This window comes from Pseudomonas sp. P1_F7 (assembly GCF_056405655.1).
Window position 1 is genome coordinate 1 of the sequence record NZ_JBFUBR010000005.1, and the last position, 25,354, is coordinate 25,354.

Annotated in this window: 24 protein-coding genes; 17 read left to right on the forward strand and 7 right to left on the reverse strand. The window is 60.6% G+C overall.

Annotated features, from left to right (window positions below):
* Positions 1–477 precede the first annotated feature (477 nt).
* Positions 478–1,971: a CoA-acylating methylmalonate-semialdehyde dehydrogenase gene (locus AC1D1M_RS08450; RefSeq protein WP_056725206.1), complete on the reverse strand. Its 1,494-nt coding sequence runs from the start codon at positions 1,969–1,971 to the stop codon at positions 478–480.
* Between the two features lie 74 nt (positions 1,972–2,045).
* Entirely contained in the window at positions 2,046–3,395 is a 1,350-nt protein-coding gene (aptA, locus tag AC1D1M_RS08455) for an omega-aminotransferase AptA (protein WP_223460137.1), read from the reverse strand.
* A gap of 138 nt (positions 3,396–3,533) precedes the next feature.
* On the opposite strand from aptA, the gene AC1D1M_RS08460 reads away from it, so the two are divergent.
* The 6 genes from AC1D1M_RS08460 to AC1D1M_RS08485 all read left to right on the forward strand — a co-directional run bounded on the left by AC1D1M_RS08460 (position 3,534) and on the right by AC1D1M_RS08485 (position 9,967).
* Positions 3,534–4,454: a LysR family transcriptional regulator gene (locus AC1D1M_RS08460; protein WP_223460139.1), complete on the forward strand. Its 921-nt coding sequence runs from the start codon at positions 3,534–3,536 to the stop codon at positions 4,452–4,454.
* A gap of 105 nt (positions 4,455–4,559) precedes the next feature.
* On the forward strand, positions 4,560–5,210 hold the full coding sequence (locus tag AC1D1M_RS08465) for a TetR/AcrR family transcriptional regulator (RefSeq protein WP_477775282.1): 651 nt from the start codon (positions 4,560–4,562) through the stop codon (positions 5,208–5,210).
* Positions 5,211–5,228: 18 nt separating this feature from the next.
* Positions 5,229–5,810: an IMPACT family protein gene (locus tag AC1D1M_RS08470; protein WP_477775283.1), complete on the forward strand. Its 582-nt coding sequence runs from the start codon at positions 5,229–5,231 to the stop codon at positions 5,808–5,810.
* Positions 5,811–6,357: 547 nt separating this feature from the next.
* Positions 6,358–7,923 carry an ABC transporter ATP-binding protein gene (locus tag AC1D1M_RS08475; protein WP_477775284.1) on the forward strand — a complete coding sequence of 522 codons (1,566 nt, stop codon included), beginning with the start codon at positions 6,358–6,360 and terminating at the stop codon, positions 7,921–7,923.
* Between the two features lie 11 nt (positions 7,924–7,934).
* The gene (locus tag AC1D1M_RS08480) at positions 7,935–9,041 is read left to right on the forward strand and encodes an ABC transporter permease (protein WP_477775285.1); all 1,107 of its coding nucleotides are present in this window, start codon (positions 7,935–7,937) and stop codon (positions 9,039–9,041) included.
* On the forward strand, positions 9,041–9,967 hold the full coding sequence (locus AC1D1M_RS08485) for an ABC transporter permease (protein ID WP_477775286.1): 927 nt from the start codon (positions 9,041–9,043) through the stop codon (positions 9,965–9,967). The genes AC1D1M_RS08480 and AC1D1M_RS08485 overlap by 1 nt, the downstream gene beginning before the upstream one ends.
* 72 nt (positions 9,968–10,039) lie before the next feature.
* Here AC1D1M_RS08485 and AC1D1M_RS08490 read toward each other — a convergent pair whose 3' ends face one another.
* Positions 10,040–10,474, reverse strand: coding sequence for a hypothetical protein (locus AC1D1M_RS08490; protein ID WP_223460150.1), 435 nt, complete (start codon positions 10,472–10,474; stop codon positions 10,040–10,042).
* 83 nt (positions 10,475–10,557) lie between these two features.
* Between AC1D1M_RS08490 and AC1D1M_RS08495 the strand changes: the two genes are divergently transcribed.
* The 6 genes from AC1D1M_RS08495 (at position 10,558) to AC1D1M_RS08520 (ending at position 16,654) form a co-directional block, all read left to right on the forward strand.
* The gene (locus AC1D1M_RS08495; protein ID WP_223460152.1) at positions 10,558–10,914 is read left to right on the forward strand and encodes a MerR family transcriptional regulator; all 357 of its coding nucleotides are present in this window, start codon (positions 10,558–10,560) and stop codon (positions 10,912–10,914) included.
* Positions 10,915–10,933: 19 nt separating this feature from the next.
* Positions 10,934–11,623, forward strand: coding sequence for an SDR family oxidoreductase (locus tag AC1D1M_RS08500; protein WP_223460154.1), 690 nt, complete (start codon positions 10,934–10,936; stop codon positions 11,621–11,623).
* Between the two features lie 159 nt (positions 11,624–11,782).
* The gene (locus AC1D1M_RS08505; protein WP_477775287.1) at positions 11,783–13,141 is read left to right on the forward strand and encodes an 8-oxoguanine deaminase; all 1,359 of its coding nucleotides are present in this window, start codon (positions 11,783–11,785) and stop codon (positions 13,139–13,141) included.
* A gap of 267 nt (positions 13,142–13,408) precedes the next feature.
* Entirely contained in the window at positions 13,409–14,491 is a 1,083-nt protein-coding gene (locus tag AC1D1M_RS08510) for a BMP family ABC transporter substrate-binding protein (RefSeq protein WP_477775288.1), read from the forward strand.
* A gap of 161 nt (positions 14,492–14,652) precedes the next feature.
* Entirely contained in the window at positions 14,653–15,618 is a 966-nt protein-coding gene (locus AC1D1M_RS08515) for a 2-oxoglutarate and iron-dependent oxygenase domain-containing protein (RefSeq protein ID WP_477775289.1), read from the forward strand.
* 82 nt (positions 15,619–15,700) lie between these two features.
* A complete protein-coding gene (locus tag AC1D1M_RS08520; protein ID WP_477775290.1) occupies positions 15,701–16,654 on the forward strand; it encodes an adenosine deaminase in 954 nt (317 codons plus the stop codon).
* 102 nt (positions 16,655–16,756) lie between these two features.
* Here the strand turns inward: AC1D1M_RS08520 and AC1D1M_RS08525 are convergent, their stop codons facing one another.
* Complete coding sequence (locus tag AC1D1M_RS08525) at positions 16,757–17,491, reverse strand: ArsR/SmtB family transcription factor (RefSeq protein WP_477775291.1); 735 nt, start codon at positions 17,489–17,491, stop codon at positions 16,757–16,759.
* A gap of 316 nt (positions 17,492–17,807) precedes the next feature.
* The gene (locus AC1D1M_RS08530; RefSeq protein ID WP_477775292.1) at positions 17,808–18,737 is read right to left on the reverse strand and encodes a LysR family transcriptional regulator; all 930 of its coding nucleotides are present in this window, start codon (positions 18,735–18,737) and stop codon (positions 17,808–17,810) included.
* Between the two features lie 124 nt (positions 18,738–18,861).
* On the opposite strand from AC1D1M_RS08530, the gene AC1D1M_RS08535 reads away from it, so the two are divergent.
* Together AC1D1M_RS08535 and AC1D1M_RS08540 are read left to right on the forward strand one after the other, a co-directional pair.
* Positions 18,862–19,875 carry a zinc-binding alcohol dehydrogenase family protein gene (locus AC1D1M_RS08535; protein ID WP_477775293.1) on the forward strand — a complete coding sequence of 338 codons (1,014 nt, stop codon included), beginning with the start codon at positions 18,862–18,864 and terminating at the stop codon, positions 19,873–19,875.
* 239 nt (positions 19,876–20,114) lie between these two features.
* Positions 20,115–20,288 carry a hypothetical protein gene (locus tag AC1D1M_RS08540; protein ID WP_008021930.1) on the forward strand — a complete coding sequence of 58 codons (174 nt, stop codon included), beginning with the start codon at positions 20,115–20,117 and terminating at the stop codon, positions 20,286–20,288.
* A gap of 8 nt (positions 20,289–20,296) precedes the next feature.
* On the opposite strand, the gene AC1D1M_RS08545 is transcribed toward AC1D1M_RS08540, so the two are convergent.
* Positions 20,297–21,493 (reverse strand): multidrug effflux MFS transporter, encoded by a 1,197-nt coding sequence (locus AC1D1M_RS08545; RefSeq protein ID WP_477775294.1) that lies wholly within the window; start codon positions 21,491–21,493, stop codon positions 20,297–20,299.
* Between the two features lie 90 nt (positions 21,494–21,583).
* Positions 21,584–21,781, reverse strand: coding sequence for a cation transporter (locus tag AC1D1M_RS08550; protein WP_150727782.1), 198 nt, complete (start codon positions 21,779–21,781; stop codon positions 21,584–21,586).
* Positions 21,782–21,929: 148 nt separating this feature from the next.
* Between AC1D1M_RS08550 and AC1D1M_RS08555 the strand changes: the two genes are divergently transcribed.
* The 3 genes from AC1D1M_RS08555 (at position 21,930) to cueR (ending at position 25,204) form a co-directional block, all read left to right on the forward strand.
* Positions 21,930–22,313: a hypothetical protein gene (locus AC1D1M_RS08555; protein WP_477775295.1), complete on the forward strand. Its 384-nt coding sequence runs from the start codon at positions 21,930–21,932 to the stop codon at positions 22,311–22,313.
* An 87-nt stretch (positions 22,314–22,400) separates the two neighbouring features.
* Positions 22,401–24,794, forward strand: a complete 2,394-nt coding sequence (locus tag AC1D1M_RS08560; RefSeq protein WP_477775296.1) for a heavy metal translocating P-type ATPase — start codon at positions 22,401–22,403, stop codon at positions 24,792–24,794.
* Positions 24,791–25,204: a Cu(I)-responsive transcriptional regulator gene (gene cueR / locus AC1D1M_RS08565; protein WP_477775297.1), complete on the forward strand. Its 414-nt coding sequence runs from the start codon at positions 24,791–24,793 to the stop codon at positions 25,202–25,204. The genes AC1D1M_RS08560 and cueR overlap by 4 nt, the downstream gene beginning before the upstream one ends.
* The last annotated feature ends 150 nt before the right edge of the window (positions 25,205–25,354 follow it).

A 25,354-nucleotide genomic window follows, 5' to 3' on the forward strand; every position in this document is an offset into this window, starting at 1 on the left:
AATCTGTTGACTAGCAGTCTGACYCCACAAGCACCCACACGAATTGCTTGATTCAGTTGTTAAAGAGCGGTTGGTTAAGATCTTTCGTCTCAACCGAGGYGCGCATTCTACAGCAGCCTCATTTGCTGTCAAGTGATTATTTTCAGAAGTTTTCCAAGTTTCCTTTTCAACTTCAACCACTTGCGCTTCAGATCTCTCGTCAGCGGGAGGCAAATTCTACAGCGTTACACGCTGCTGTCAACACCTCTTTTTCAACTCCCTTTCGACCTCGATGACCTGAAGCAACCCGCTGCCGAAACCTGCGTAACTCTTTGTTTACCAAGGAGTTTTCCGTTTCGACTGCGCCGGAAGTGGGGCGAATTATAGACACCTGGAATCTGCCGTCAACAGCTATTTTCACAATTCTGTCATATAGGGCAAAAAAGCCCCGAAAACAAAAAGGCCGACCCAATGGGTCGGCCTTCTGCGCCCTTCTACTTACAAGCTAGGGAAGGCGAACTGCGAAGCTTCATGGCTCGCACGCTGCGGCCAGCGCTGGGTGATGGCCTTGCGGCGAGTGTAGAAACGCACGCCATCCGGGCCATAGGCGTGCAGGTCGCCGAACAGCGAACGCTTCCAGCCGCCAAAGCTGTGATAAGCCACCGGCACCGGCAGCGGTACGTTCACACCAACCATGCCGACTTCGATCTCGTCGCAGAACAACCGCGCCGCTTCACCGTCACGGGTGAAGATGCAGGTGCCGTTGCCATATTCGTGATCGTTGATCAGTTGCATGGCTTCTTCCAGGCTGTTGACCCGAACAACGCACAGCACCGGCCCGAAGATCTCTTCTTTATAGATGCGCATTTCTGGCGTGACGTTGTCGAACAGGCAACCACCCAGGAAGAAGCCTTCCTCGTGACCAGCGACGGTCAGGCCACGGCCGTCTACCACCAGTGTCGCGCCGGCAGCTACGCCGTCTTCTACATAACCGCTGACCTTGTCCCGCGCCTGGCCAGTCACCAGTGGGCCCATGTCCAAGCCGCAGTTGGTACCGGCACCGATTTTCAGCGCCTTGATCTGTGGTACCAGTTTAGCCACCAGTGCATCGGCCACCTGATCACCCACACACACCGCTACCGAGATCGCCATGCAACGTTCGCCGCAAGAACCATATGCCGCGCCCATCAGTGCGCTAACCGCGTTATCCAGATCCGCATCCGGCATCAACACCGCGTGGTTCTTCGCCCCGCCCAATGCCTGAACGCGTTTGCCGCGCTTGGTGCCTTCGGAGTAGATGTATTCGGCAATCGGCGTCGAACCAACAAAGCTCAGCGCTTTGACTTCCGGCGCTTCGATCAATGCGTCCACCGCAGTCTTGTCACCGTGCACCACGCTCAGTACGCCTTTAGGCAGACCAGCCTCCAGCAGCAACTGGGCGATCAGCAGCGTCGAGCTCGGGTCACGCTCGGACGGCTTGAGGATGAAGCAGTTGCCGCAGACGATCGCCAGCGGGTACATCCACAACGGCACCATGGCCGGGAAGTTGAACGGCGTGATACCGGCAACCACGCCCAGCGGCTGGAAGTCAGACCAGGCATCGATGTTCGGGCCGACGTTACGGCTGTATTCGCCCTTGAGGATTTCCGGAGCCGCGCAAGCGAACTCGACGTTCTCGATGCCGCGCTTCAATTCACCGGCAGCATCTTCCAGGGTCTTGCCGTGCTCTTCGCTGATCAATTGCGAGATGCGAGCTTCGTTCTGCTCCAGCAGTTGTTTGAAGCGGAACATCACCTGGGCACGCTTGGCCGGCGGCGTGTTGCGCCAGGCCGGGAATGCAGCCTTGGCCGCGTCGATGGCGCTCTGGATGGTTTCGCGGGTCGCCAGTGGCAGCTTGTGGATAGCCTGACCGGTAGACGGGTTGAACACATCAACCGCGCGACCGTTCTCGGTCACCAGTTCGCCATTGATCAAATGCGGAATAACGCTCATGGAAGCTCCTGAAAAGTTGTCCACAGACGCTCGCTTCGGAACGCCTGTTGTTTGTAGGTATATAGAAGGAGAAATCAGTCGATCTTGCTCAGCACTTCGCCGACCGCGTCGAACAGACGATCCAGGTCCTGCGGCTTGCTGTTGAAGGTTGGGCCGAACTGCAGGGTGTCGCCGCCGAAGCGTACGTAGAACCCGGCTTTCCACAGCGCCATGCCGGCTTCGAACGGACGCACGATCGCATCGCCGTCACGTGGAGCGATCTGGATCGCACCGGCCAAGCCGAAGTTGCGGATGTCGATGATGTTCTTGGTGCCCTTCAGGCCATGCAGCGCATTTTCGAAATGCGGTGCGACTTCGGCCACGCTCTGCACCAGGTTTTCCTTTTGCAGCAGGTCGAGTGCTGCCAGGCCCGCGGCGCAAGCCACCGGGTGCGCGGAATAGGTGTAGCCGTGGGGGAATTCCACTGCGTACTCTGGCGTCGCCTGGTTCATGAAGGTCTGGTAGATCTCGGAGCTGGCAATCACCGCGCCCATCGGTATCGCGCCGTTGGTGACTTGCTTGGCGATGCACATCAGGTCCGGGGTCACGCCGAAGGTGGTCGCGCCGAACATGGTGCCGGTACGGCCGAAACCGGTGATCACTTCGTCGAACACCAGCAGGATGTTGTGCTGGTCGCAAATTTCACGCAGGCGCTTGAGGTAACCCTGTGGTGGAACCAGCACGCCAGCGGAACCGGCCAAAGGCTCGACGAACACGGCGGCGATGTTCGACGCATCGTGCAGTTCGATCAGCTTCAAAAGTTCGTCAGCCAGGGCAATACCACCCTGCTCCGGCATGCCACGGGAGTAAGCATTGCTGGCCAGCAAGGTGTGCGGCAGGTGGTCGACATCCATCATCGCCTGACCGAACAGTTTGCGGTTGCCGTTCACGCCACCGAGGCTGGTACCGGCGATGTTCACGCCGTGGTAGCCACGGGCACGGCCGATCATTTTGGTCTTGGTCGACTGGCCTTTCAGGCGCCAGTAGGCGCGAACCATCTTCACGGCAGTGTCAGCGCACTCGGAGCCCGAGTCGGTGAAGAACACGTGGTTCAGGTTGCCCGGGGTCAGGTCGGTGATTTTCTCAGCCAACTGGAAGGACAACGGGTGGCCGTACTGGAAGCCAGGCGAGTAATCGAGGGTGCCCAGTTGCTTGGCGACCGCTTCCTGGATTTCCTTGCGGGTGTGCCCGGCGCCACAGGTCCACAGACCGGACAGCGAGTCATAAACCTTGCGGCCCTTGTCGTCGATCAGCCAACTGCCTTCGGCGCCAACGATCAAGCGTGGGTCGCGCTGGAAGTTACGGTTGGCGGTGTAAGGCATCCAGTGAGCATCGAGCTTGAGCTGGCTGGCCAGGGAAGTCGGAGCGTTTTCAGGCTGGTTCATGGGCGAAACCTCGCAAGGCAATAAGCGGCGTAAGGATTGAAAACCGTTGTTGCAGCTAAATTGCCACGGGGATAAAGTCTGTGAAATGCAACTCTTCTAATGTTAAGTCAGCCAACTACTAAACTTTGAGTACCCCGCATGAGCACTCGCCGCCCCGATCCGCTGGCCCAGGTCAGCGACTTTGATATTCGCCTGCTGAAGATTTTCCGCAGCGTGGTGGAATGCGGCGGCTTCTCCGCGGCGGAAACCGTGCTGGGCATCGGGCGCTCGGCGATCAGCCAGCAGATGAGCGATCTGGAGCAACGCCTCGGCTTACGCCTTTGCCAACGTGGACGTGCCGGGTTTTCCCTGACCGAAGAAGGCCGCGAGGTCTATCAATCGGCGTTGCAACTGCTAAGTGCACTGGAAAGCTTCCGTACCGAGGTCAACGGCCTGCACCAGCACTTGCGCGGCGAATTGATCATTGGTTTGACGGACAACCTGGTCACCCTGCCCCACATGCGCATCACCCATGCCCTCGCGCAATTGAAAGAACGCGGCCCGGACGTACAGATCCAGATCCGCATGATCGCGCCCAATGAAGTCGAACAAGGCGTGCTCGACGGCCGTCTGCACGTCGGCGTGGTGCCGCAGGCCAGTGCACTTTCCGGGCTGGAATATCAACCGCTGTATAGCGAGCGCTCGCTGTTGTACTGCGCGGTCGGCCATCCATTGTTTTATGTCGACGACAAACAACTGGACGACGAACGCCTGAACAGTCAGGACGCCATCGCGCCCACTTTCCGTTTGCCGGCGGAGATCCAGGCCCACTATCAAGCGCTCAATTGCACCGCCAGTGCCTCGGACCGCGAAGGAATGGCGTTCCTGATCCTGACCGGACGCTATATCGGCTACCTGCCGGATCACTACGCGAGTCTTTGGGTACAGCAAGGCCGGTTGCGAGCGTTGAAAGCAAAAACGCGCTTCTACGACCTGAGCCTGGCGTCGGTCACCCGCAAGGGGCGTCGCCCCCATCTGGTGCTGGAGAGTTTTCTCGAGAGTCTCGCGGCGACGCGTTGAAAATTGTGGGAGCGGTGTAGTGTTTTATTGTGTGAAGACTTGTCTGGAGCCGGTGGGTACGTTATCAACGCACTGGCCGTCCCCCCCATCAGTTCGGAAGCGCTTATGACCTTTGAAGTCCCAGCCCACGGCGGTAAGCCCGTCAGCCGCATTCGTCAGAAAAACGAAGAGACCATCATCAAAGCCGCCGAAGACGAGTTCGCCCGTCACGGGTACAAAGGCACGAGCATGAACACCATCGCCCAGAATGCCGGGCTGCCCAAGGCGAACCTGCATTACTACTTCACCAACAAGCTCGGTTTGTACGTGGCGGTGCTGAGCAACATCATCGAGTTGTGGGACAGCACCTTCAACACCCTCACCGCCGAGGACGATCCGAGCGAAGCCTTGACCCGTTACATCCGCGCGAAAATGGAGTTCTCCCGCCGCCAGCCGCAAGCCTCGCGGATTTTCGCCATGGAAGTCATCAGCGGCGGTGAATGCCTGACCGAGTACTTCAACCAGGATTATCGCGCCTGGTTCCAGGGCCGTGCGGGCGTATTCCAGGCCTGGATCGACGCCGGTAAAATGGACCCGGTCGATCCGGTGCACCTGATTTTCCTGTTGTGGGGCAGCACCCAGCACTACGCCGACTTCGCCACGCAGATCTGCCGCGTCACCGGGCGCACCAGGCTGACCAAACAGGACATGGAAGACGCCGGGGACAACCTGATCCGCATCATTCTCAAGGGCTGCGGCCTGAAACCTGCCATCTAAGTAGCCATTCAGGTACGTATGCCATTTACCCTCAGCGGTTTTTGCGACTACCGCGAAGAGATTCGCAAGAGCCGCTTTATTACCTTCGCCGCGCCGATCTCCAGCCCGGCCGAGGCCCAGGCGTTTATTGAACAGCACAGTGACTTGAATGCCTCGCACAACTGCTGGGCGTGGAAGCTCGGCGATCAGTATCGCAGTACCGATGATGGCGAGCCCGGCGGTACCGCCGGCCGCCCGATTCTGGCGGCGATAGAGGCGCAGGATTGCGATCAGGTCGCGGTGCTGGTGATTCGCTGGTATGGCGGCATCCAACTGGGCACCGGTGGCCTCGCCCGGGCCTATGGCGGTGGTGCGAATAAATGCCTGCAAGCGGCGCCGAAGGTTGAGCTGATCAGCCGGGTGCCGCTAGGTTGCGCTTGCGGATTCGCCGAGTTGGCCCTGGTCAAGCTGCGGGTGGCAGAGGCAGGTGGATTGGTTGTGGATGAAAGCTTCACCGCCAATGGTGTCGAGTTGCAGTTGGCCGTGGGCGATGCGCAGATCGACACCTTGCAGTCACAGCTGGCCGATTTGAGTCGCGGACGAATTTTGTTGCAGCGCTAAAAGGCTTCAGCACAGGCTGCGATCTTTTGGGGCACGCCGGTTTTTCACTTATTCCATATTTGCCCACATCTGCTGTGCACCCGCCTGTGGATAACCTGAGCACATACCGCTGTAACCCTTGTGTCATACGGCTTTGCGGACTTTGCTCAATTTTCGTCCAATCTGCCATCAAGCACATAAAATTCAAATAAAAACAAATAGTTACAACGGTATATCGCCTTTAGAAGAAAGCCACTCAGTGCTTATGCCCGTGCTTTGAGCTTGCGCACAAATACTGTGGAGCAATCTGTGGATAACCCGTTCATGGCCGTCTCGGCGCCCTGCACGGTATGGCTTGTGGTCGATTGCTCATTTTTTGAGCAAAACCCCACGAGCGAAATCGGGGCTTGATTTGCACCATTGCCCCCATGTAGTGCCGGGCTCTGCGTGGCACATCCGAAAGCTGCGTACTCAACGCCTCTACTCGCGGGGCTTCGAGGTTTTCCTGACCTAATGGCCAGAAAATTGCTTTATCCACAGGCACAAGTCCAACAGCACCGAGCCTGTCATGCCCATTCCCGCTCCAATCCCAGATCCGATTCCGCGCCTGCAACTGCGCAGAATCACAAAACGCTACCCCGGTTGCCTGGCCAACGATGCCATCGACCTGACCATTGCCCCTGGCGAGATTCATGCCCTGCTCGGCGAAAACGGCGCGGGCAAAAGCACGCTGATGAAAATCATCTACGGCGTCACCCACGCCGATTCGGGCGAGGTGATCTGGCAAGGTCAGCGGGTGAGCCTGCGCAACCCGGCCCAGGCTCGGGGTTTGGGAATTGGCATGGTGTTCCAGCATTTTTCGCTGTTCGAAACCCTGAGCGTGGCGCAGAACATCGCCCTGGCCATGGGCGCGGCGGCAGGCACACCCAAACAGCTTGAGCCGAAGATTCGCGAAGTGTCCCGGCGCTACGGCATGGCGCTGGAACCGGAACGACTTGTCCACAGCCTGTCGATCGGCGAACGGCAACGGGTGGAAATCATCCGCTGCCTGATGCAGGACATCCGCCTGTTGATTCTCGATGAACCGACTTCAGTGCTGACACCGCAAGAGGCCGACGACTTGTTCGTCACCCTGCGCCAGCTCGCCGCCGAGGGCTGCAGCATTTTGTTCATCAGCCACAAGCTCGGGGAAGTTCGCGCGTTGTGCCATAGCGCGACGGTACTGCGCGGCGGACGGGTGGCCGGGCATTGCCTGCCGACCGAGTGTTCGGATCAGCAACTGGCGCGGTTGATGGTCGGTGAAGCCGCGGAGTTGATCACCGATTATCCAAAGGTGACTGGCGCTGCGACATTCCTCAGTGTGAATGGCTTGTCCTGGCACAACCCCGACCCGTTCGGCTGCTCGCTCAAGGACATCAACCTTGAAGTACGCAGCGGTGAAATTGTCGGCATCGCCGGTGTCGCCGGCAATGGCCAGGATGAGTTGCTGGCCTTGCTCAGCGGCGAAGCACTGCTGCCCCGCAACGCCAGTGCGACGATCCGTTTTGGCAAGGAGCCCGTCGCCCATTTGCGCCCCGATGCACGCCGCCAACTTGGCCTGGCATTCGTCCCCGCCGAACGCCTGGGACATGGTGCGGTGCCAGAGCTGAGCCTGGCGGATAACGCGCTGCTGACCGCTTTTCAGCAAGGATTGGTGAGTAACGGCCTGATCCAGCGCGGCAAAGTCGAAGCACTGGCCGAGGACATCATCCGCCGTTTCGGCGTCAAGACGCCCGATAGCCAGACGCCGGCCCGCAGCCTGTCCGGGGGCAACTTGCAGAAATTCATCCTCGGCCGGGAAATCCTTCAGCAACCGAAATTGCTGGTCGCCGCGCACCCGACCTGGGGTGTGGACGTCGGCGCGGCCGCCACCATTCACCGCGCCTTGATTGCCTTGCGCGATGCCGGCGCGGCGATCCTGATGATCTCCGAAGACCTCGACGAACTGTTCCAGATCAGCGACCGCCTTGGCACCCTGTGCGGCGGTCGACTGTCGGCGCTCCACGCTACCGTCGACACGCACCTGAGCGATGTCGGCGGCTGGATGGCCGGCCAGTTCGGTGCCCCTCAATCACTCGCATCCGCCACGCGTTAACGGAGTGTCACATGCTGCTTTCTCTTGAACCCCGCGGCCAGCAATCGCGCCTGATGCTGTGGTGCTCGCCGTTGCTGGCGGCTGCACTGACCCTGGGCTGCGGATCCTTGTTGTTTATCGCGCTCGGGCACGACCCGCTGTTGACCTTGCACACGTTGCTGATCGCGCCGATCAGCAACCTGTATGGCGTCTCCGAATTGCTGGTCAAAGCCCTGCCGATACTGCTGTGCGCATTAGGCCTGGCCGTCGCCTATCAGGCGCGCATCTGGAACATCGGTGCCGAAGGTCAACTGCTGCTCGGCGCGTTGGCCGGCAGTGCGCTGGCGGTGAACATCATCGATATGCAAAGCCGCTGGGCGCTGGTGCTGATCCTGCTGACAGGCACCCTGGCGGGCGCCGCGTGGGCCGGCCTGACGGCGTGGTTGCGCACGCGTTTCAACGCCAATGAGATCCTGACCAGCATCATGCTCAACTACATCGCACTGAACCTGTTGCTGTTCTGCGTTCACGGCCCTTTGAAGGATCCCGCCGGCTTCAACTTCCCCGAGTCAGCGATGTTCGGTGACGCCAGCCGCTTGCCGCTGCTGATGGACGATGGCCGGGTCCACGCCGGGGTTTATTTCGCCCTGCTCGCGTTGGTGACCGTGTGGGTGCTGTTGCAGAAAAGCTTTGTCGGTTTCCAGATCAAGGTGCTCGGGCTGGACAAGCGTGCCGCCGGTTTCGTCGGCTTTCGCGAGAAGCGCCTTATCTGGCTCGCGCTGTTGATCAGCGGTGGCCTGGCGGGGCTGGCTGGTGTATGTGAAGTTACCGGTCCCATCGGCCAATTGGTGCCGCAAGTCTCGCCGGGCTACGGCTATGCGGCGATCACCGTGGCGTTTCTCGGCCGCCTGAATCCTGTCGGCATCCTGTTTTCCAGCCTGTTGATGGCGCTGCTGTACATCGGCGGCGAAAGCGCGCAAATGAGCCTGAACCTGCCGCAAGCGATCACCCAATTGTTCCAGGGCATGATGCTGTTTTTCCTGCTGGCCAGTGATGTGCTGATTCTCTACCGAGCGCGCTTGAACCTGCGCTGGACCCGTCGCGCCCAAGCCACCGCCGTACAAGCAGGAGCGCTGTGATGGATATCGATCTGCTGAGCAATATTTTCTACGCCATGGTCCGCTGCGGTACGCCGTTGCTGCTGGTGGCGCTGGGGGAACTGATCTGCGAGAAAAGCGGCGTCCTCAACCTGGGCCAGGAAGGCATGATGCTGTTTGGCGCGGTGATCGGTTTCATCGTCGCGTTCAATACCGGCCATCTGTGGCTCGGCGTGTTGCTGGCGATGCTCGCCGGGATGCTGTTGTCGTCGCTGTTCGCTCTGGTGGCGCTGGTGTTCAACGCCAATCAGGTGGCCACCGGTCTGGCCTTGACGATATTCGGCGTGGGCCTGTCGACCTTCGTCGGTGCGGCGTGGGTCGGCAAGCCGCTGGCGGGTTTTGAACCCTTGGCGATTCCCTATTTGAGTGAGATCCCGCTGATCGGGCGAATGCTGTTTGCCCAGGATCTGCTGGTGTATCTGTCGTTCGCGCTGTTTGCGCTGGTGGCCTGGGTGATTCTGAAAAGCCGCGTCGGACTGATCATTCAGGCAGTCGGGGAAAACCCGGATGCGGCCAGCGCCATGGGCTTGCCGGTGTTGGCGGTGCGGACCCTGGCGGTGTTGTTCGGCGGTGCGATGGCCGGGTTGGCCGGGGCTTATCTGTCCCTGGCCTACACACCGATGTGGGCGGAGAACATGAGCGCCGGGCGTGGCTGGATTGCCCTGGCGCTGGTGGTGTTCGCCAGTTGGCGGGTGTGGCGCTTGCTGCTGGGCGCGTACCTGTTCGGGCTCGCCAGCATCCTGCACCTGGTGGCGCAGGGGTTGGGGCTGGCGATTCCGTCCAGTCTGCTGGCGATGCTGCCGTATGTCGCGACCATTGTGGTGTTGGTATTGCTGTCCCGGGATGCGCTGCGCACGCGGTTGTATGCGCCGGTGTCGTTGGGGCAGCCGTGGCAGGCCGGGCATTAGTGGTTGTCTGGTCTGGCCTCATCGCGAGCAAGCTCGCTCCCACAGGGATCGCTGGCATGGCAACAATTCAGATCACACAGCAGAACCTTGTGGGAGCGAGCTTGCTCGCGATGGCGTCCGCACTGGCAACACCTGAGCAATGCCCCACGCCAATTCAAACACCAGAAAAACCACCAGAATCGAACTCGCGCCATGGATCAGGGCATAAGCCTGCCAGGCCGAGAACAGGAATCTGCCCACGGCGTCATACCGTCCATAAACCTGCTGCGGATCACGAATCCGCAGCACCGACCATACGCAGACAATCGACCCCAGCAGATTCGCCATCAACATGTGCGCCGGTTCGAACGGTGGCAGGTCACCGGGCAAACTCAACGCCTGACTCATCCCCGTCAAAACCCCATGCAACGCTGTAAAACTCCACGGCGTGACAAACGCGAGCATCACGATCAAGTCGTACCAGGCACTGCCTTGTACCAACCGGCGATATTGCGTTGTAGTCCACATCGACATTGCTCCATCAATTCAGGGAGCAACAAGGCTAAAGCCTGGAGTATGCTCCAGGGTCAAGCCCCCATTGAGACGTGATAATGCGCATCGGTGAATTAGCCCAGGCCAGTGCCGTTAGCCGCGACACATTGCGCTTTTACGAGCAGCGCGGGTTGATTGCGGCGCAACGCAGCGCCAACGGGTATCGCGACTATCCACCAGACATGGTGCAACTGGTGCAGTACATCAAGACCGCTCAACGACTGGGCTTTACTCTCGGCGAGATCGGCAACAGCGTCGCTGCAATCTGGCAGTCGCCCGATCCGGACGGCGCCGTCACGCAACTGCTGCAAGACAAACTCAAACTGATCGAAGCCCGTATGGCCGAACTCGGCGCACTGCGCGACGAGTTGCAACAACGGCTCGGGCAACAGTGTCCATTGAATCCACGATTCTGAACTTTCAAGGAAGCCACTCATGTCCAAGGCAAAAACCGCACTCATCATCGGCGCCTCCCGGGGGCTTGGCCTCGGGCTGGTGAAAACCCTGCTGGCCGATGGCTGGCAAGTCACCGCCACCGTGCGCGACCCGCAAAAAGCCGAGGCCTTGCAGGCACTGGGCAAGGTGCGGATCGAAAAGCTCGACATGGACGATCAGCAGGCGGTGTCCGCCCTGAGCCAGCAACTCAAGAGCGAAGTGTTTGATCTGTTGTTCGTCAATGCCGGGGTCAAGGGCCCGGAGGTGCAGACACCGAACGGTGGCGCGACGATGGCCGAAGTCGGTCAGCTGTTTTTCACCAACGCCGTGGCGCCGATCAACCTGGCCCAGCGTTTTGTCGAGCAACTGCGCCCGGACACCGGCGTGCTGGCCTTAATGAGTTCGGTGTTGGGCAGCGTGACCATGCCCGATGCGCCGGAACTGGCACTGTACAAGGCCAGCAAGGCGGCGCTGAATTCCATGACCAACAGCTTCGTCACTCAGTTGGGCGAAACCAGCCTCACCGTGCTGTCGCTGCACCCGGGCTGGGTGAAAACCGACATGGGTGGTGAAGGCGCAGACATCGACGTGGAAACCAGCACCCGTGGCCTGGTCGATCAGGTGAATGCGTATGTCGGCAAGGGCGGGCATCACTTCATCAATTACCGGGGTGAAACCATTCCCTGGTAACACCCCACAGGGATTTTTGTTGTCCTGTCGGGCCGGGCTTGCCCATAACGGCGTTTTGATCGACACTGCGCACCTCGCCTCCCCGGCGAACCTGGATCAGCAGACAGGGCAACACTGAGCTGGCAACCCTGAACCCAACTTTCAGAGGAGCCGGCCAACATGCCTGCGACCCGTACCTGGTTAAAAAATCCCCTCGCCATTTTCACGGCCAACGGTCTCGATGCCCGTGGCGGTCTGGTGCTGCAAGACGGTTTGATCGTCGAAGTGCTCGGCGCCGGCCAGCAACCGTCCGCACCGTGCAACGAAGTGTTCGATGCCCGCGAGCATGTGATCCTGCCGGGCCTGATCAACACCCACCACCACTTCTATCAAACCCTGACCCGCGCCTGGGCGCCGGTGGTCAATCAGCCGCTGTTCCCTTGGCTGAAAACCCTGTACCCGGTCTGGGCACGCCTGACTCCGGAAAAACTCGCCCTCGCCACCAAGGTCGCGCTGGCCGAATTGCTGCTGTCCGGCTGCACCACGGCAGCCGACCACCACTACCTGTTCCCGGAAGGTCTGGAAAATGCGATCGACGTGCAAGTCGAGAGCGTTCGCGAACTGGGCATGCGTGCCATGCTGACGCGCGGCTCCATGAGCCTCGGTGAAAAGGACGGTGGCCTGCCGCCGCAGCAGACCGTGCAGGAAGGCGAAGTGATCCTCGCCGACAGCCAGCGGCTGATCACCGAGTACCACGAACGCGGTGACGGCGCGCAAATCCAGATCGCCCTGGCACCCTGCTCGCCATTCTCGGTGACCCCGGAAATCATGTCGGCCAGTGCCGAACTGGCGAACAAACTCGACGTGCGTCTGCACACCCACCTGGCAGAAACCCTCGACGAAGAAGAGTTCTGCCTGCAACGCTTCGGCCTGCGCACCGTGGATTATCTGGACAGTGTCGGCTGGCTCGGCCCGCGTACCTGGCTGGCCCATGGCATCCACTTCAACCCGGATGAAATCGCCCGCCTCGGTGCCGCTGGCACCGGCATTTGCCATTGCCCGAGTTCGAACATGCGCCTGGCCTCGGGCATCTGCCCGAGCATCGAGCTGACCGATGCCGGCGCCTTGCTTGGTTTGGGCGTGGACGGTTCGGCGTCCAACGATGCCTCGAACATGATGCTCGAAGCGCGCCAGGCGCTGTACATCCAGCGCCTGCGCTACGGCGCCGAGAAGATCACCCCGGAGCGCGTGTTGGGCTGGGCGACCAAGGGTTCGGCGAGCCTGCTGGGCCGTACCGATATCGGCGAATTGGCGGTGGGCAAGCAGGCAGACCTGGCGATGTTCAAACTGGATGAACTGCGCTTCTCCGGCAGTCATGATCCGGTGTCGGCGTTGTTACTGTGCGGCGCCGATCGCGCGGACCGGGTGATGGTCGGCGGCAAGTGGCGGGTGATTGACGGCCAGGTCGAGGGGCTGGATCTGAAGGGGTTGATTGCCGATCACAGCCAGGCGGCGCGGCAGTTGATTGCCGGGACCTGATACAACACCGATTAAAACTGTGGGAGCGAGCCTGCTCGCTCCCACATTGGTTTTGTGGAGGGTCATGACCATCTGGATTGGCGCACCAGTGGATGGCAGCTGTGCAAGGACATGCACTGTTATCGGACTTCAAGGACCTGTCGCGCGCCTGCTCGCGATAGCATCACCGCGGATTCAAGTTTTGTTGTCTTGTTGGTCAGCAATTTGCATTGCCCTGTGCAAGCCAAAGAGCCCAGCCAACCTCACAACAAAATGGAGTTCCAATTCATGCACAACCGTCCGTTGAAGAAGCTGCTTTGCGCCGTTGCGGCGGCCATCGGTCTGAGCGCCAGCCTGACCGCCGTAGCCGCCGATCCGCTGAAAGTCGGCTTCGTCTATATCGGTCCGATCGGCGACCACGGCTGGACGTATCAGCATGAACAGGGGCGCAAGGAGCTCGCGGAAAAATTCGGTGCGCAGATCACCACCAACTATGTGGAAAACGTCGCCGAAGGCGCCGACGCCGAGCGGGTGATCCGCAACATGGCCAAGGACAAGTACGACCTGATCTTCACCACCTCCTTCGGCTACATGAACCCGACCGTGAAAGTCGCCAAACAGTTTCCCAAGGTGACCTTCGAACACGCCACCGGCTACAAGCAGGACAAGAACCTCGGCACTTACCTGGCGCGCACTTACGAAGGTCGCTACGTCGGCGGCTTCCTTGCGGCGAAGATGACCAAGACCAAGAAGGTCGGATACGTCGCCTCGTTCCCGATCCCGGAAGTGATCCGCGACATCAACGCCATCCAATTGGCCCTGAACAAGTACAACCCCGGCACCGAGATCAAGGTGGTGTGGGTCAACTCATGGTTCGATCCGGGCAAGGAAGCGGATGCCGCCAACGCCCTGATCGACCAGGGCGTGGACGTGGTGTTCCAGCACACCGACAGCCCCGCGCCGATCCAGGCCGCCGAACGTCGCGGCGTGTATGCGGTGGGCTACGCTTCGGACATGGCGCATTTCGGGCCGAAAGCGGTGCTAACCTCCATCGTCAACGACTGGGGCCCGCACTACATTCAGGCAACCCAAAGCGTGATCGACCATGACTGGAAATCCCGGGACTACTGGGGCGGCTTGAAGGAAGGCACGGTTGAACTACCGATCAGCGACCTGGTGCCGGCGGCGGTGAAGAGCGAAGCCGAGCAGCTCATCGCCGACATCAAGAGCGGTGCGCTGCAACTGTTCACCGGGCCGATCAAGGATCAGGCCGGGGTCGAGAAAATCCCAACGGGCGTGAGCGCGACCACGGCGGAATTGGCGTCGATGAATTACTACGTGGAAGGCATGAAGGCCGAGATGCCGAAGTAATTCCTTCCGGTCAGAACACGGTACCTGTGGGAGCGAGCTTGCTCGCGATGGCGGACTTTCAGTCAGCAGAGATGTTTGATGTGCTGGCCTCATCGCGAGCAAGCTCGCCCCCACAGGGTTCTTCAGCGTTCGCCAGTATGCGTAACCTTCAGGACAATCGCATGAACAGCCTTCCAATCATCGACATCGCCCCGCTCTACAGCACCGACCAAATCGCCTGGCAAACTGTCGCCAAACAAATCGATCTCGCCTGCCGTGAGTGGGGCTTTTTCTACATCAAGGGCCACCCGATCAGCACTGCGCGAATCGACGAGCTGCTCGACAGCGCCAAACGCTTCTTCGCCCAACCCACCGCCGAAAAGCTCAAGATCGACATCACCCAGACCCGTCACCATCGTGGCTACGGCGCCATCGCCACCGAGCAGCTCGACCCGAGCAAACCCAGCGACCTCAAAGAAACGTTCGACATGGGTCTGCACTTGCCGGCCGGGAGCCCTGACGTACTGGCGGAAAAACCCTTGCGTGGCCCCAATCGCCATCCGTCCATCCCCGGCTGGGAAGCGTTGATGGAACAGCACTACGTCGACATGCAAGCCCTCGCGCAAACGCTGTTGCGGGCCATGACCATCGCGCTGGGGATTAAGCGCGACTTCTTCGACACACGCTTCAATGACCCGGTCAGCGTGCTGCGGATGATCCATTACCCGCCACGCCACACCGCCAGTTCCGAAGAGCAGCAAGGTGCCGGGGCGCACACCGACTACGGCTGCATCACCCTGCTCTTTCAGGACGCCGCCGGTGGCTTGCAGGTACGCAACGTCAAAGGTGAATGGATCGACGCGCCGCCGATCGAAGGTACGTTCGTGGTCAACCTCGGCGATATGATGGCGCGCTGGAGCAACGACCGTTACCTGTCGACGCCGCACCGGGTGATCAGCCCGCTCGGCGTGGATCGTTATTCGATGCCGTTCTTCGCCGAGCCACATCCGGATACCCGCATCGAATGCCTACCCGGCTGTCAGGACGCATTGCACCCGGCGAAATACCCGGCCACCACCTGCGCCGAGTTCCTGCTCTCGCGCTTCGCCGATACCTACGCTTATCGACGGGAACTGGAAGCGGTGTGATGAACCGCCTGGTCAGGTTTTACCAATTGTTGCGGCAACCCTCTGTAGAATGGCGACCATTGCACCTGATGAGAAAAGAATTATGTACGACTGGCTGAACGCCCTGCCCAAGGCAGAATTGCACCTGCACCTGGAAGGCTCGCTGGAACCCGAACTGTTGTTCGCCCTGGCCGAGCGCAACAAGATTGCCTTGCCATGGAACGACGTCGAAACCTTGCGCAAGGCGTATGCCTTCAACAACCTGCAGGAGTTCCTCGACCTGTATTACCGGGGTGCCGATGTGCTGCGCACGTCCCAGGATTTCTATGACCTGACCTGGGCGTACCTGCTGCGCTGCAAAGAGCAAAACGTGATACACACCGAACCGTTCTTCGACCCGCAGACCCACACCGACCGTGGCATCCCATTCGAAGTGGTGCTCAACGGCATCGCCGCCGCGCTGAAGGATGGCGAGCAGCAACTGGGTATCACCAGTGGTTTGATCCTGAGCTTCCTGCGCCATCTGAGCGAAGACGAAGCGCAGAAGACCCTCGACCAGGCGCTGCCGTTCCGCGATGCGTTCGTCGCCGTGGGCCTGGACAGCTCCGAGATGGGCCACCCGCCAAGTAAGTTCCAGCGCGTGTTCGACCGCGCCCGTCACGAAGGCTTTCTGACTGTCGCCCACGCCGGTGAAGAAGGCCCGCCCGAGTACATCTGGGAAGCCATCGACCTGCTGAAAATCCAGCGCATCGACCATGGCGTGCGCGCCATCGAAGACGAGCGCCTGATGCAGCGAATCATCGACGAGCAGATCCCGCTGACCGTGTGCCCGTTGTCGAACACCAAGCTTTGCGTGTTCGATCACATGTCCAAGCACAACATTCTCGACATGCTGGAACGCGGCGTGAAAGTGACCGTGAACTCCGATGACCCGGCGTACTTCGGCGGTTATGTCACCGAGAACTTCCATGCGCTGCACACCCACCTGGGCATGACCCAGGATCAGGCCAAACGCCTGGCGCAGAACAGCCTCGATGCGCGGTTGGTGAAACCGTAAAGGCAAATGCAAATCCTTGTAGGAGCTGGCTTGCCAGCGATAAGGCCATCACCTCCAGTATTGATGCTGGATGGGAGGCCGCCATCGCTGGCAAGCCGGCTCCTACAGCGCCATTTCCAACTCGGTTTCCTGGGCAAAGCGATGGATCTCGCGTTGCCCGGAAGCCGTCACCTGCAAGGCTCGGGAATCGTTGGGCAGGCTCAGCCACCCCGACTGCATGAACAGCTGCAACAGTGCCGCGCCCAGCGAGCCACCCATGTGCGGGCGTCTTTCGCTCCAGTCAGGGCACGCGCAGGCAACCCTGCCGTTGTGATGGGTCAGCGCCTGGATGAATACTCCCCGTGCCGCCAACTCCGTCGCGCCCTTGAGCGTGACCGTAACCCGCTGATCAAACTGTTCGATCCAGCCTGCCTCCAGCAGTCGCTGATACAGATCGGCGGACAGGGTGCCCCCCAAATGATCGTCGCACAGTCGGGCACTCAGCAATGACGAACGCACCGCCCGGGGTTTGACGAGAGGCGCATTGCGTTTGAATACGTCCGGAATATCCTGGGGTGCGCTGGCGAAGGTCGCGCTGGCCAGTGCTTCGATTGCCGCCCCGACCTCGGGCGCGGCCAGGCGGAAGAAGCGTTTGCGGCCGCGGCTTTCAACCCTCAACAGACCTCCAGCGGACAAACGTCCCAGGTGTGCACTGGCCGAAGACGGTGACAGGCCGGCCAGCAATGCCAACTCTTCGGTTGTTCGCGCCGAACCGTCCATCAAGGCCCACATCATTGCGCTGCGCTTTGGGTCAGCCAGCAATGTGGCGATCTGGCTGATGCAAGGTGCATGTTCCATGTATTCACTCCCTGTTGAATCGTTTCGTTTACTGCCCAGAAACATCTTGACCAGTAATGTGTCGTCGGCCAATCCGTGGAAACTGCCATAAACCCGGCAACGCCTTGCTCACTCATTTGCGCTGCCTGGCCGATGCTGCGAAGGCCAGAAGGATGACCGTGCAGCCGGACCGACTCGAACGTGGGCCCGCCATTGGGGGATCGACGCTACCTACATGATGAGGGCGCTAGTATATGCGGGTTGGTCGCGGGATCCTGTCCTCCGCCCGGCATAGGTGGTGATCGTTCCTGAGGGAAATTTCTCTTTTTTCGTGCGACTAATGATCGATATCCGAAAAACCCGGAAATTGACTGCTCAAAAATTCACATCGGCTGGCAAGCATTTCACGCAAGAGGTTCACCGGCTTACTCAATTGTGCGCGATGGGCGCACAATAGATTCAGCGGGGCGCGCTCACAGAGCAGTTCCGGCATCAGCACCTGCAAGCGGCCGGCCAGTACATCGGCGGCGACATCTAGCCAGGATTTGTAAGCGATCCCGGCACCTGCCACGGCCCAAAGGCGCACGACATCGGCATCGTCACTGAAGCGATCGCCGCTGACGGTCAGGCTGACTTCGCGTTTGCCGTCGTGAAAACTCCAGTGATCGTGGACCCGGCTGCCGAGCATGTACAAAAGGCAATTGTGCTGTGCCAGTTGCTCAAGATGCCGTGGCTCGCCATGACGAGCCAGATAGCCGGGAGTGGCGCACAACACCCGGCGGTTCTGCGGGGCGATGGGCAGCGCCACCAGGCTGGAGTCCTCCGGTTCACCGTAGCGCAGGGCAATGTCTACCGGTTGGCGAAACAGGTCGGCGATGCGATCCCCCAGCAGCAGGCGCACGGTCAGTTTCGGATGCTCGCGTTGAAACTCGTCGAGCCAGGGCAGCAGCAGATTGCGGCCAAAGTCCGATGGCGCCGACAGTTGCAAAACTCCGCTGACCTGGTCTTGACCACTCGCCAGCAATCGCCGGCCCTCGTCGAGATTGCTCAGGGCCGCGCGGGCGTACTTGAGAAAGCCCTCGCCTTCGGCGGTCAGGCGCAGGCTGCGGGTCGAACGGGCCAATAAACGGGCGCCGAGTTGCTGTTCGATGCGCTTGAGCGCCGCACTGGCCACCGCCGCCGACATGTCCATGCCCCGCGCGGCGGCGGACAGACTGCCCAGGTCCGCCGCCCGGACAAACAACTGCAAGTCATCGAAACGCAGCATCAAAAGCACCGATTATCAAAAAAATATTGAAAGAGACTGCTCTTTTAGCCGGTTTTATCTTCAGAAGAAATAGCCAATCATCTCCCCCATCGAATCTCTTCTTTATTAGTGTTCAGGAGTCCCCATGAAAGCCATTGCCTACTACGCCTCGTTGCCGATCAGTGACGACAAGGCTCTGCAAGACATCGAGATGCCGGAGCCGGTTGCCGGCCCCCGCGACTTGCTGGTGGAAGTCAAAGCCATCTCGGTCAACCCGGTGGACACCAAGGTGCGTCAGAACGTCCAGCCTGAGGGCGGCGCGGCCAAGGTGCTGGGCTGGGACGTGGCCGGTGTGATTAAAGCGGTGGGCAGTGAAGTGACGCTGTTCAAGGCCGGCGACAAGGTGTTTTACGCCGGCTCCATTGCGCGTGCGGGCGGCAACAGCGAATTGCATGTGGTGGACGAACGCATCGTCGGCCACATGCCAGAGACCCTGGGTTTCGCCGAAGCCGCAGCCCTGCCGCTCACCGCGATCACGGCGTGGGAGCTGTTGTTCGAACGCCTGCAAGTACGCGAAGGCAAAACCGATGAAGGCCAGAGCCTATTGATCGTCGGCGCGGCGGGTGGCGTGGGCTCGATGCTTACGCAGCTCGCTCACCAACTGACGGCCCTGAAAGTCATCGGCAGCGCTTCGCGTGCGCAGACCCAAAGCTGGGTGAAGGAACTGGGTGCCGATCTGGTGATCGACCATAGCCAGCCACTGAGCGAAGCACTCAAGCGTGCCGGCGTGGATCAGGTCACCCACGTTGCCAGCCTGACCCAGACCGACCAGCACCTGGATCAACTGGTCGAGGCATTGGCGCCCCAAGGCAAGCTGGCGCTGATCGATGACCCCAAGTCGCTGGACGTGACCAAGCTCAAGCGCAAGAGCCTGTCACTGCACTGGGAATTCATGTACACCCGTTCGCTGTTTGAAACCGCGGACATGATCGAGCAGCACAACCTGCTCAATCGCGTCGCCTGGCTGATCGATGCCGGGACCCTGAAAACCACGGTGGGCGAACACTTCGGCACAATCAATGCGGCCAACTTACGCCGTGCCCATGCCCTGCTGGAGAGTGGCAAAGCCAAGGGCAAGATCGTGCTGGAAGGGTTCTGACGCGCTGAAAAAAACCATCGCTGATTTCATGTTTTCCTTCGGCGACCGGGTAGCTCCGGTCGCCGACAATCTCTCCGGACGCCATCGAATAGTCGTGTTTTTTTAGTTACAAACCGTCAGTCCGACAGTTGATCCTTGTCACAATGGTGCTCGAATTCGGGACTACAATCGAATCTCCTGCGAGGCAGTCTTTTGCGTAACGTCTTTTACGAGACATCTTTTACAAGAGGAGTTCAGCTATGAAGATCCTGATAAAAGAACTGGCAAAGTCCCAGTGGCAAGTTCGCTTAGACCAACATGCTGTGACGTTCCGCAGCGAAGCAGAAGCTCGCGCTTTCACGCGAACCCTTGAAGCCCGCATCCAGGCCCCTCACCAGATTCCCGTCCTCCACCCGCAGCGTGCAGCCGGCTGATTCCGGCCTCAAACCTGGGCTTGCGCCAGCGCCCGGGCATTTTGCAAACGCCGGGTGAGCATCGCCGCGCTCACCACCAGAATTCCACACAGGCTGATGACCATGGCCATCGGCACGGCGCTGCCGTCGTGCAACACGCCCACCAGCGCAGAGGCACCGGCAGCCACGCTGAATTGCAGGCAACCGAGCAGCGCCGAAGCGCTGCCGGCCCGTGCACCCTGCCCGCTCATCGCGCAGGCCGCGGCGTTCGGACTGATGCAACCGAGGCTGGCGATACAGATAAACAATGGAATCAGCAACGGCCACAGGTGTGCCGGGTGCAGAGAGCTGACAGCGAGCAGGGTCAAACCGGCCGCCAGATAAACCCACACCGCGCGCGCCAGCAAGAACATCGGGCCACATTTGGCCAGTAACCGCGCGTTGACCTGCGCCACCAGAATGAAGCCCGCCGCATTGGTGCCGAACAGCCAGCCGAAATGCTCGGCCGGAACGCCGTAGAGCTTGATGATGATGAAGGGTGAACCGGCGATGTAGGCAAACATCCCGGCGATGGCGATGCCCCCGGTCAAGGCATGGCCAAGAAATATCGGGTCGGCCAGCAACCGACCGTACTGACGCAGCGCACCCGACAGCGGTTGACGCGGTATGTGGGCCGGCAAGCTTTCCGGCAATCCCGTCGCAACCGCCAGCCCCGCCAGCGCACTGAAACCGGTCAAGGCCAGGAAGATCGACTGCCAGCCTGTCGTGTTGACCAACAACCCACCCAGCAATGGAGCGAGTATCGGCGCCAGCCCCATCACCAGCATCAACTGCGAAAAGACTTTCGCCGAGCCCACCGCATCACATTTGTCGCTGACCACCGCCCGGGAAATCACCATCCCCGCGCAGCCACCCAACGCCTGGACGAAACGCGCGCCGATCAGCCATTCCAGATTCGGTGCATAGGCGCACGCCACGGAGGCAACAGTGAATAGACCGACACCGGTGAGCAACGGAATACGTCGCCCGAAACGATCCGCCACCGGGCCATAGGCCAACTGACCGATGGACAAGCCGAGGAAGTACGCCGCCAAGGTCATCTGAACGTGATTTTCGTCCGTCCCGAAAGCCAGGGCCATGGCCGGGAAGGCCGGCAGGTAGAAATCGATCGCCAGCGGACCGAAAGCGCTCAAGGCGCCGAGAATCAGAATGGTACGGAAGTTCATCAGGCATCCAGTGGGGCAGAAGTCGGCAGGCCGACAGTCTAGCCGCGCATGGACGCCTTGAACATTCCGGTAGCTCGCTAACTATCAAACTCAGGCCAGTTTGACGCCGTAACCCTCTTCGCTGATCGCCTCGATCACTTGCTGGGCGGTCAGTGCACTTTCGACTCCAACCTCCCTCGCCGCCAGATCGACCCGCACACTGGCCGCCGGGTCTTTAGCCTGGACCGCCTGAGTGATGGCCTTGACGCAATGACCACAAGACATGCCTTCAACGTTGAACACTTGCATGGGATGACTCCTTTTCCGAGGGTTGAGCCCAGTTTCGAGCTTGCCACCATGGCAAGGTCAAGTTCTGAAGTTAGCTGCCGGGCTGGCAATCAGCGCTTCGCTCGGCCAAGCTGCGCCCATCAATGACTCGAACACAGGAGATTCAGCCATGCGCTGGTCAGTTTTCAGCCTGTTTGGCTTTCTCAGCCTTTTCGCCGCCGTGCCTGCGGTCAATGCTGCCGGTCAGGATTATGGTGTGCTGATCATTTCCCGCGAGCGCCTGGAAGTCGCGACCAGTTGCGAAATCGGTGTGTACATCCAGGATCAACTGGCGGCGCGGCTGTTTCAGGAGCAGAGCACTTCGTTCAATCTGCCACCGGGCATTGTCTCGCTGCGCCTCAAGTTGCTCCCGGGTCAGGTGCCGGGTTGCAATCCGGGCATGCTCGCGCCGGGTTCGCAGGATATCCAGCTCAAGGCCGGCGATGTACTCAAGTACCGGATCGCGATGACTCAGGAAGGGATGTACCTCAAGCGCGCCGGCCTCGGCTACTGATCGGCTGCTTGATCTGAAACATGGCACTTGACCTTGCCAGCATGGCAAGGTTGATCCTGTGGTCATCTACTACAGGGAGTGCGACCGATGTCCGAATCCACCACGTTCGACCTGCCGATTGCCGGCATGACCTGCGCCAGTTGTGCCGGGCGTGTCGAGCGCGCCTTGAGCAAAGTCATTGGTGCCAGTGCCGTCAGCGTCAACCTCGCCACTGAGCAGGCGCGGGTGCAGGCACCCAGCGACAGCTTGCCTGCCTTGATGGATGCCGTGGCCAAGGCCGGCTACAGCGTGCCGCAACACAGTCTGGAATTGAGCATCGACGGCATGACCTGCGCGTCCTGCGTTGGTCGGGTCGAGCGTGCGCTGAGCAAGGTTGCCGGAGTGAAAAGCGTCAGCGTCAACCTGGCCAACGAACGCGCCCACCTTGAACTGCTCGGCCAGATCGATCCGCAAACCTTGATCGCGGCCGTGAGCAAAGCCGGTTATGCCGCCAGCGTCTGGGAAGTCGAACACCCGCCAACCGACAACCAGCAACAGCGCCTGCATCGCGAACGCCGGGCCTTGATGATCGCCATCGCCCTCGCCTTGCCGCTGGTATTACCGATGCTGCTACAGCCCTTCGGCGTGCACTGGATGCTCCCGGCCTGGGCTCAATTCGCCTTGGCCACGCCGGTGCAATTCATCTTCGGTGCACGGTTTTACGTCGCCGCCTGGAAAGCCGTGCGCGCCGGAGCCGGCAACATGGACCTGCTGGTCGCCCTGGGCACCAGCGCAGGGTATGGCTTGAGCCTGTACGAATGGGCCACCGCCGCCGGGCGCATGCCGCATCTGTATTTCGAAGCCTCGGCGGTGGTGATCGCCCTGGTGCTGCTGGGCAAATACCTGGAAAGCCGCGCCAAGCGCCAGACCGCCAGCGCCATCCGTGCCCTCGAAGCCTTGCGCCCGGAACGGGCGATTCGGGTGATTGATGGCAACGAGCAAGACGTCGCCATCAGCGCCCTGCACCTCAATGACCTGGTGATGGTCAAACCCGGCGAACGCTTTCCGGTGGACGGCGAAGTGGTTGAAGGCCAGAGCCACGCCGACGAAGCGCTGATCAGTGGCGAGAGCCTGCCGGTGCCCAAGCAGCCCGGCGACAAAGTCACCGGCGGCGCGATCAACGGTGAAGGCCGGTTGCTGGTACGTACCCAGGCCCTGGGTGCGGAAACCGTGCTGGCGCGGATCATCCGTCTGGTGGAAGACGCCCAGGCCGCAAAAGCGCCGATCCAGAAGCTGGTGGATAAAGTCAGCCAGGTGTTCGTGCCCACCGTGCTGCTGATTGCCCTGGCGACCCTGATCGGCTGGTGGCTGTATGGCGCGCCGATGGAAACCGCGCTGATCAACGCCGTGGCGGTGCTGGTGATCGCCTGCCCGTGCGCCCTGGGCCTGGCCACGCCGACGGCGATCATGGCTGGCACTGGCGTTGCGGCGCGCTACGGGATTCTGATCAAGGATGCCGAGGCACTGGAGCGTGCCCATGAAGTCAGCGCGGTGGTGTTCGACAAGACCGGCACCCTGACCTCCGGCGCCCCGCGCATTGCTCATCTAAGTGCCGTCGACGGTAATGAGGCGAGCCTGCTGCAATTGGCCGGCGCCCTGCAACGCGGCAGTGAACACCCGCTGGCCAAGGCTGTTCTGGATGCCTGTACCGAGCGTGGATTGAAGGTGGCCGATGTCAGCGACAGCCAGTCCCTGACCGGCCGTGGCATCGCCGGTACCCTCGAAGGGCGTCGCCTGGCGCTGGGCAATCGGCGTCTGCTGGAGGAGAGTGGCTTGAACGCCGGGCCGTTGGCCGACTCGGCGATCGCGTGGGAAAGCGAAGGCCGGACCTTGTCCTGGTTGATCGAACAAAATCCCGAGCCACAAGTGCTGGGCCTGTTCGCCTTCGGTGACACCCTCAAGCCCGGCGCGCTGCAAGCGGTGCAACAACTGAGCGCACGGAACATCAGCAGCCACCTGTTGACCGGCGACAATCGCGGCAGCGCCAAGGTGGTGGCCGAGGCACTGGGCATCCACGATGTGCATGCCGAAGTGCTGCCGGCAGACAAAGCGGCCACGGTCGCCGCACTAAAACAAACCGGGGTGGTGGCGATGGTCGGTGACGGCATCAACGACGCCCCGGCACTGGCCGCCGCCGACATCGGCATCGCCATGGGTGGCGGCACCGACGTCGCCATGCACGCGGCCGGCATCACCCTGATGCGCGGCGATCCGCGACTGGTGCCGGCCGCATTGGAGATCAGCCGCAAGACCTACGCCAAGATTCGGCAGAACCTGTTCTGGGCCTTCGTCTATAACCTGATCGGCATTCCGCTGGCGGCGTTCGGCTTCCTCAATCCAGTGCTGGCCGGTGCGGCCATGGCATTGTCTAGCGTCAGCGTGGTGAGCAATGCGTTACTGTTGAAAACCTGGAAACCCAAGGACCTGGAGGACAATCGATGAACATCGGCCAAGCGGCCCGCCACAGCGGCCTGAGCGCGAAGATGATCCGTTATTACGAATCCATCGGCCTGCTCAAGGCGGCCCATCGCACTGACAGCGGTTATCGGGTGTATGGCGACGACGACCTGCACACGCTGGCGTTCATCAAGCGCTCGCGGGACCTGGGGTTTTCCCTGGAAGAAGTCGGCAAGTTGCTGACCCTCTGGCAAGACCGCCAGCGCGCCAGCGCCGATGTGAAAGCTTTGGCCCGCCAGCATATCGATGAGTTGAACCAGAAGATCCGTGAACTCGGCCAGCTGCGCGACACCCTGCAGGACCTGGTTGAGCACTGTCAGGGCGATCATCGGCCGGATTGCCCGATTCTTAAGAATCTTGAGTCGGGGTGTTGTGCCACTACGGCCCCATCGTGATAGCAGGACACCGCAAAAACCTGTGGGAGCGAGCTTGCTCGCGATAGCGGTGTACCTGACACATCAATGCTGGATGTGCCGACGTCATCGCGAGCAAGCTCGCTCCCACAGGTATTGTGTCTGTCACATTGAATCTGTAACCCACAAAAA

Bases quoted from the DNA above. Each gene is read 5' to 3' on its own strand.
- AC1D1M_RS08450 (WP_056725206.1), bottom strand. From the start codon at position 1,971: ATGAGCGTTATTCCGCATTTGATCAATGGCGAACTGGTGACCGAGAAC.
- aptA (WP_223460137.1), bottom strand. From the start codon at position 3,395: ATGAACCAGCCTGAAAACGCTCCGACTTCCCTGGCCAGCCAGCTCAAG.
- AC1D1M_RS08460 (WP_223460139.1), top strand. From the start codon at position 3,534: ATGAGCACTCGCCGCCCCGATCCGCTGGCCCAGGTCAGCGACTTTGAT.
- AC1D1M_RS08465 (WP_477775282.1), top strand. From the start codon at position 4,560: ATGACCTTTGAAGTCCCAGCCCACGGCGGTAAGCCCGTCAGCCGCATT.
- AC1D1M_RS08470 (WP_477775283.1), top strand. From the start codon at position 5,229: ATGCCATTTACCCTCAGCGGTTTTTGCGACTACCGCGAAGAGATTCGC.
- AC1D1M_RS08475 (WP_477775284.1), top strand. From the start codon at position 6,358: ATGCCCATTCCCGCTCCAATCCCAGATCCGATTCCGCGCCTGCAACTG.
- AC1D1M_RS08480 (WP_477775285.1), top strand. From the start codon at position 7,935: ATGCTGCTTTCTCTTGAACCCCGCGGCCAGCAATCGCGCCTGATGCTG.
- AC1D1M_RS08485 (WP_477775286.1), top strand. From the start codon at position 9,041: ATGGATATCGATCTGCTGAGCAATATTTTCTACGCCATGGTCCGCTGC.
- AC1D1M_RS08490 (WP_223460150.1), bottom strand. From the start codon at position 10,474: ATGTGGACTACAACGCAATATCGCCGGTTGGTACAAGGCAGTGCCTGG.
- AC1D1M_RS08495 (WP_223460152.1), top strand. From the start codon at position 10,558: ATGCGCATCGGTGAATTAGCCCAGGCCAGTGCCGTTAGCCGCGACACA.
- AC1D1M_RS08500 (WP_223460154.1), top strand. From the start codon at position 10,934: ATGTCCAAGGCAAAAACCGCACTCATCATCGGCGCCTCCCGGGGGCTT.
- AC1D1M_RS08505 (WP_477775287.1), top strand. From the start codon at position 11,783: ATGCCTGCGACCCGTACCTGGTTAAAAAATCCCCTCGCCATTTTCACG.
- AC1D1M_RS08510 (WP_477775288.1), top strand. From the start codon at position 13,409: ATGCACAACCGTCCGTTGAAGAAGCTGCTTTGCGCCGTTGCGGCGGCC.
- AC1D1M_RS08515 (WP_477775289.1), top strand. From the start codon at position 14,653: ATGAACAGCCTTCCAATCATCGACATCGCCCCGCTCTACAGCACCGAC.
- AC1D1M_RS08520 (WP_477775290.1), top strand. From the start codon at position 15,701: ATGTACGACTGGCTGAACGCCCTGCCCAAGGCAGAATTGCACCTGCAC.
- AC1D1M_RS08525 (WP_477775291.1), bottom strand. From the start codon at position 17,491: ATGGAACATGCACCTTGCATCAGCCAGATCGCCACATTGCTGGCTGAC.
- AC1D1M_RS08530 (WP_477775292.1), bottom strand. From the start codon at position 18,737: ATGCTGCGTTTCGATGACTTGCAGTTGTTTGTCCGGGCGGCGGACCTG.
- AC1D1M_RS08535 (WP_477775293.1), top strand. From the start codon at position 18,862: ATGAAAGCCATTGCCTACTACGCCTCGTTGCCGATCAGTGACGACAAG.
- AC1D1M_RS08540 (WP_008021930.1), top strand. From the start codon at position 20,115: ATGAAGATCCTGATAAAAGAACTGGCAAAGTCCCAGTGGCAAGTTCGC.
- AC1D1M_RS08545 (WP_477775294.1), bottom strand. From the start codon at position 21,493: ATGAACTTCCGTACCATTCTGATTCTCGGCGCCTTGAGCGCTTTCGGT.
- AC1D1M_RS08550 (WP_150727782.1), bottom strand. From the start codon at position 21,781: ATGCAAGTGTTCAACGTTGAAGGCATGTCTTGTGGTCATTGCGTCAAG.
- AC1D1M_RS08555 (WP_477775295.1), top strand. From the start codon at position 21,930: ATGCGCTGGTCAGTTTTCAGCCTGTTTGGCTTTCTCAGCCTTTTCGCC.
- AC1D1M_RS08560 (WP_477775296.1), top strand. From the start codon at position 22,401: ATGTCCGAATCCACCACGTTCGACCTGCCGATTGCCGGCATGACCTGC.
- cueR (WP_477775297.1), top strand. From the start codon at position 24,791: ATGAACATCGGCCAAGCGGCCCGCCACAGCGGCCTGAGCGCGAAGATG.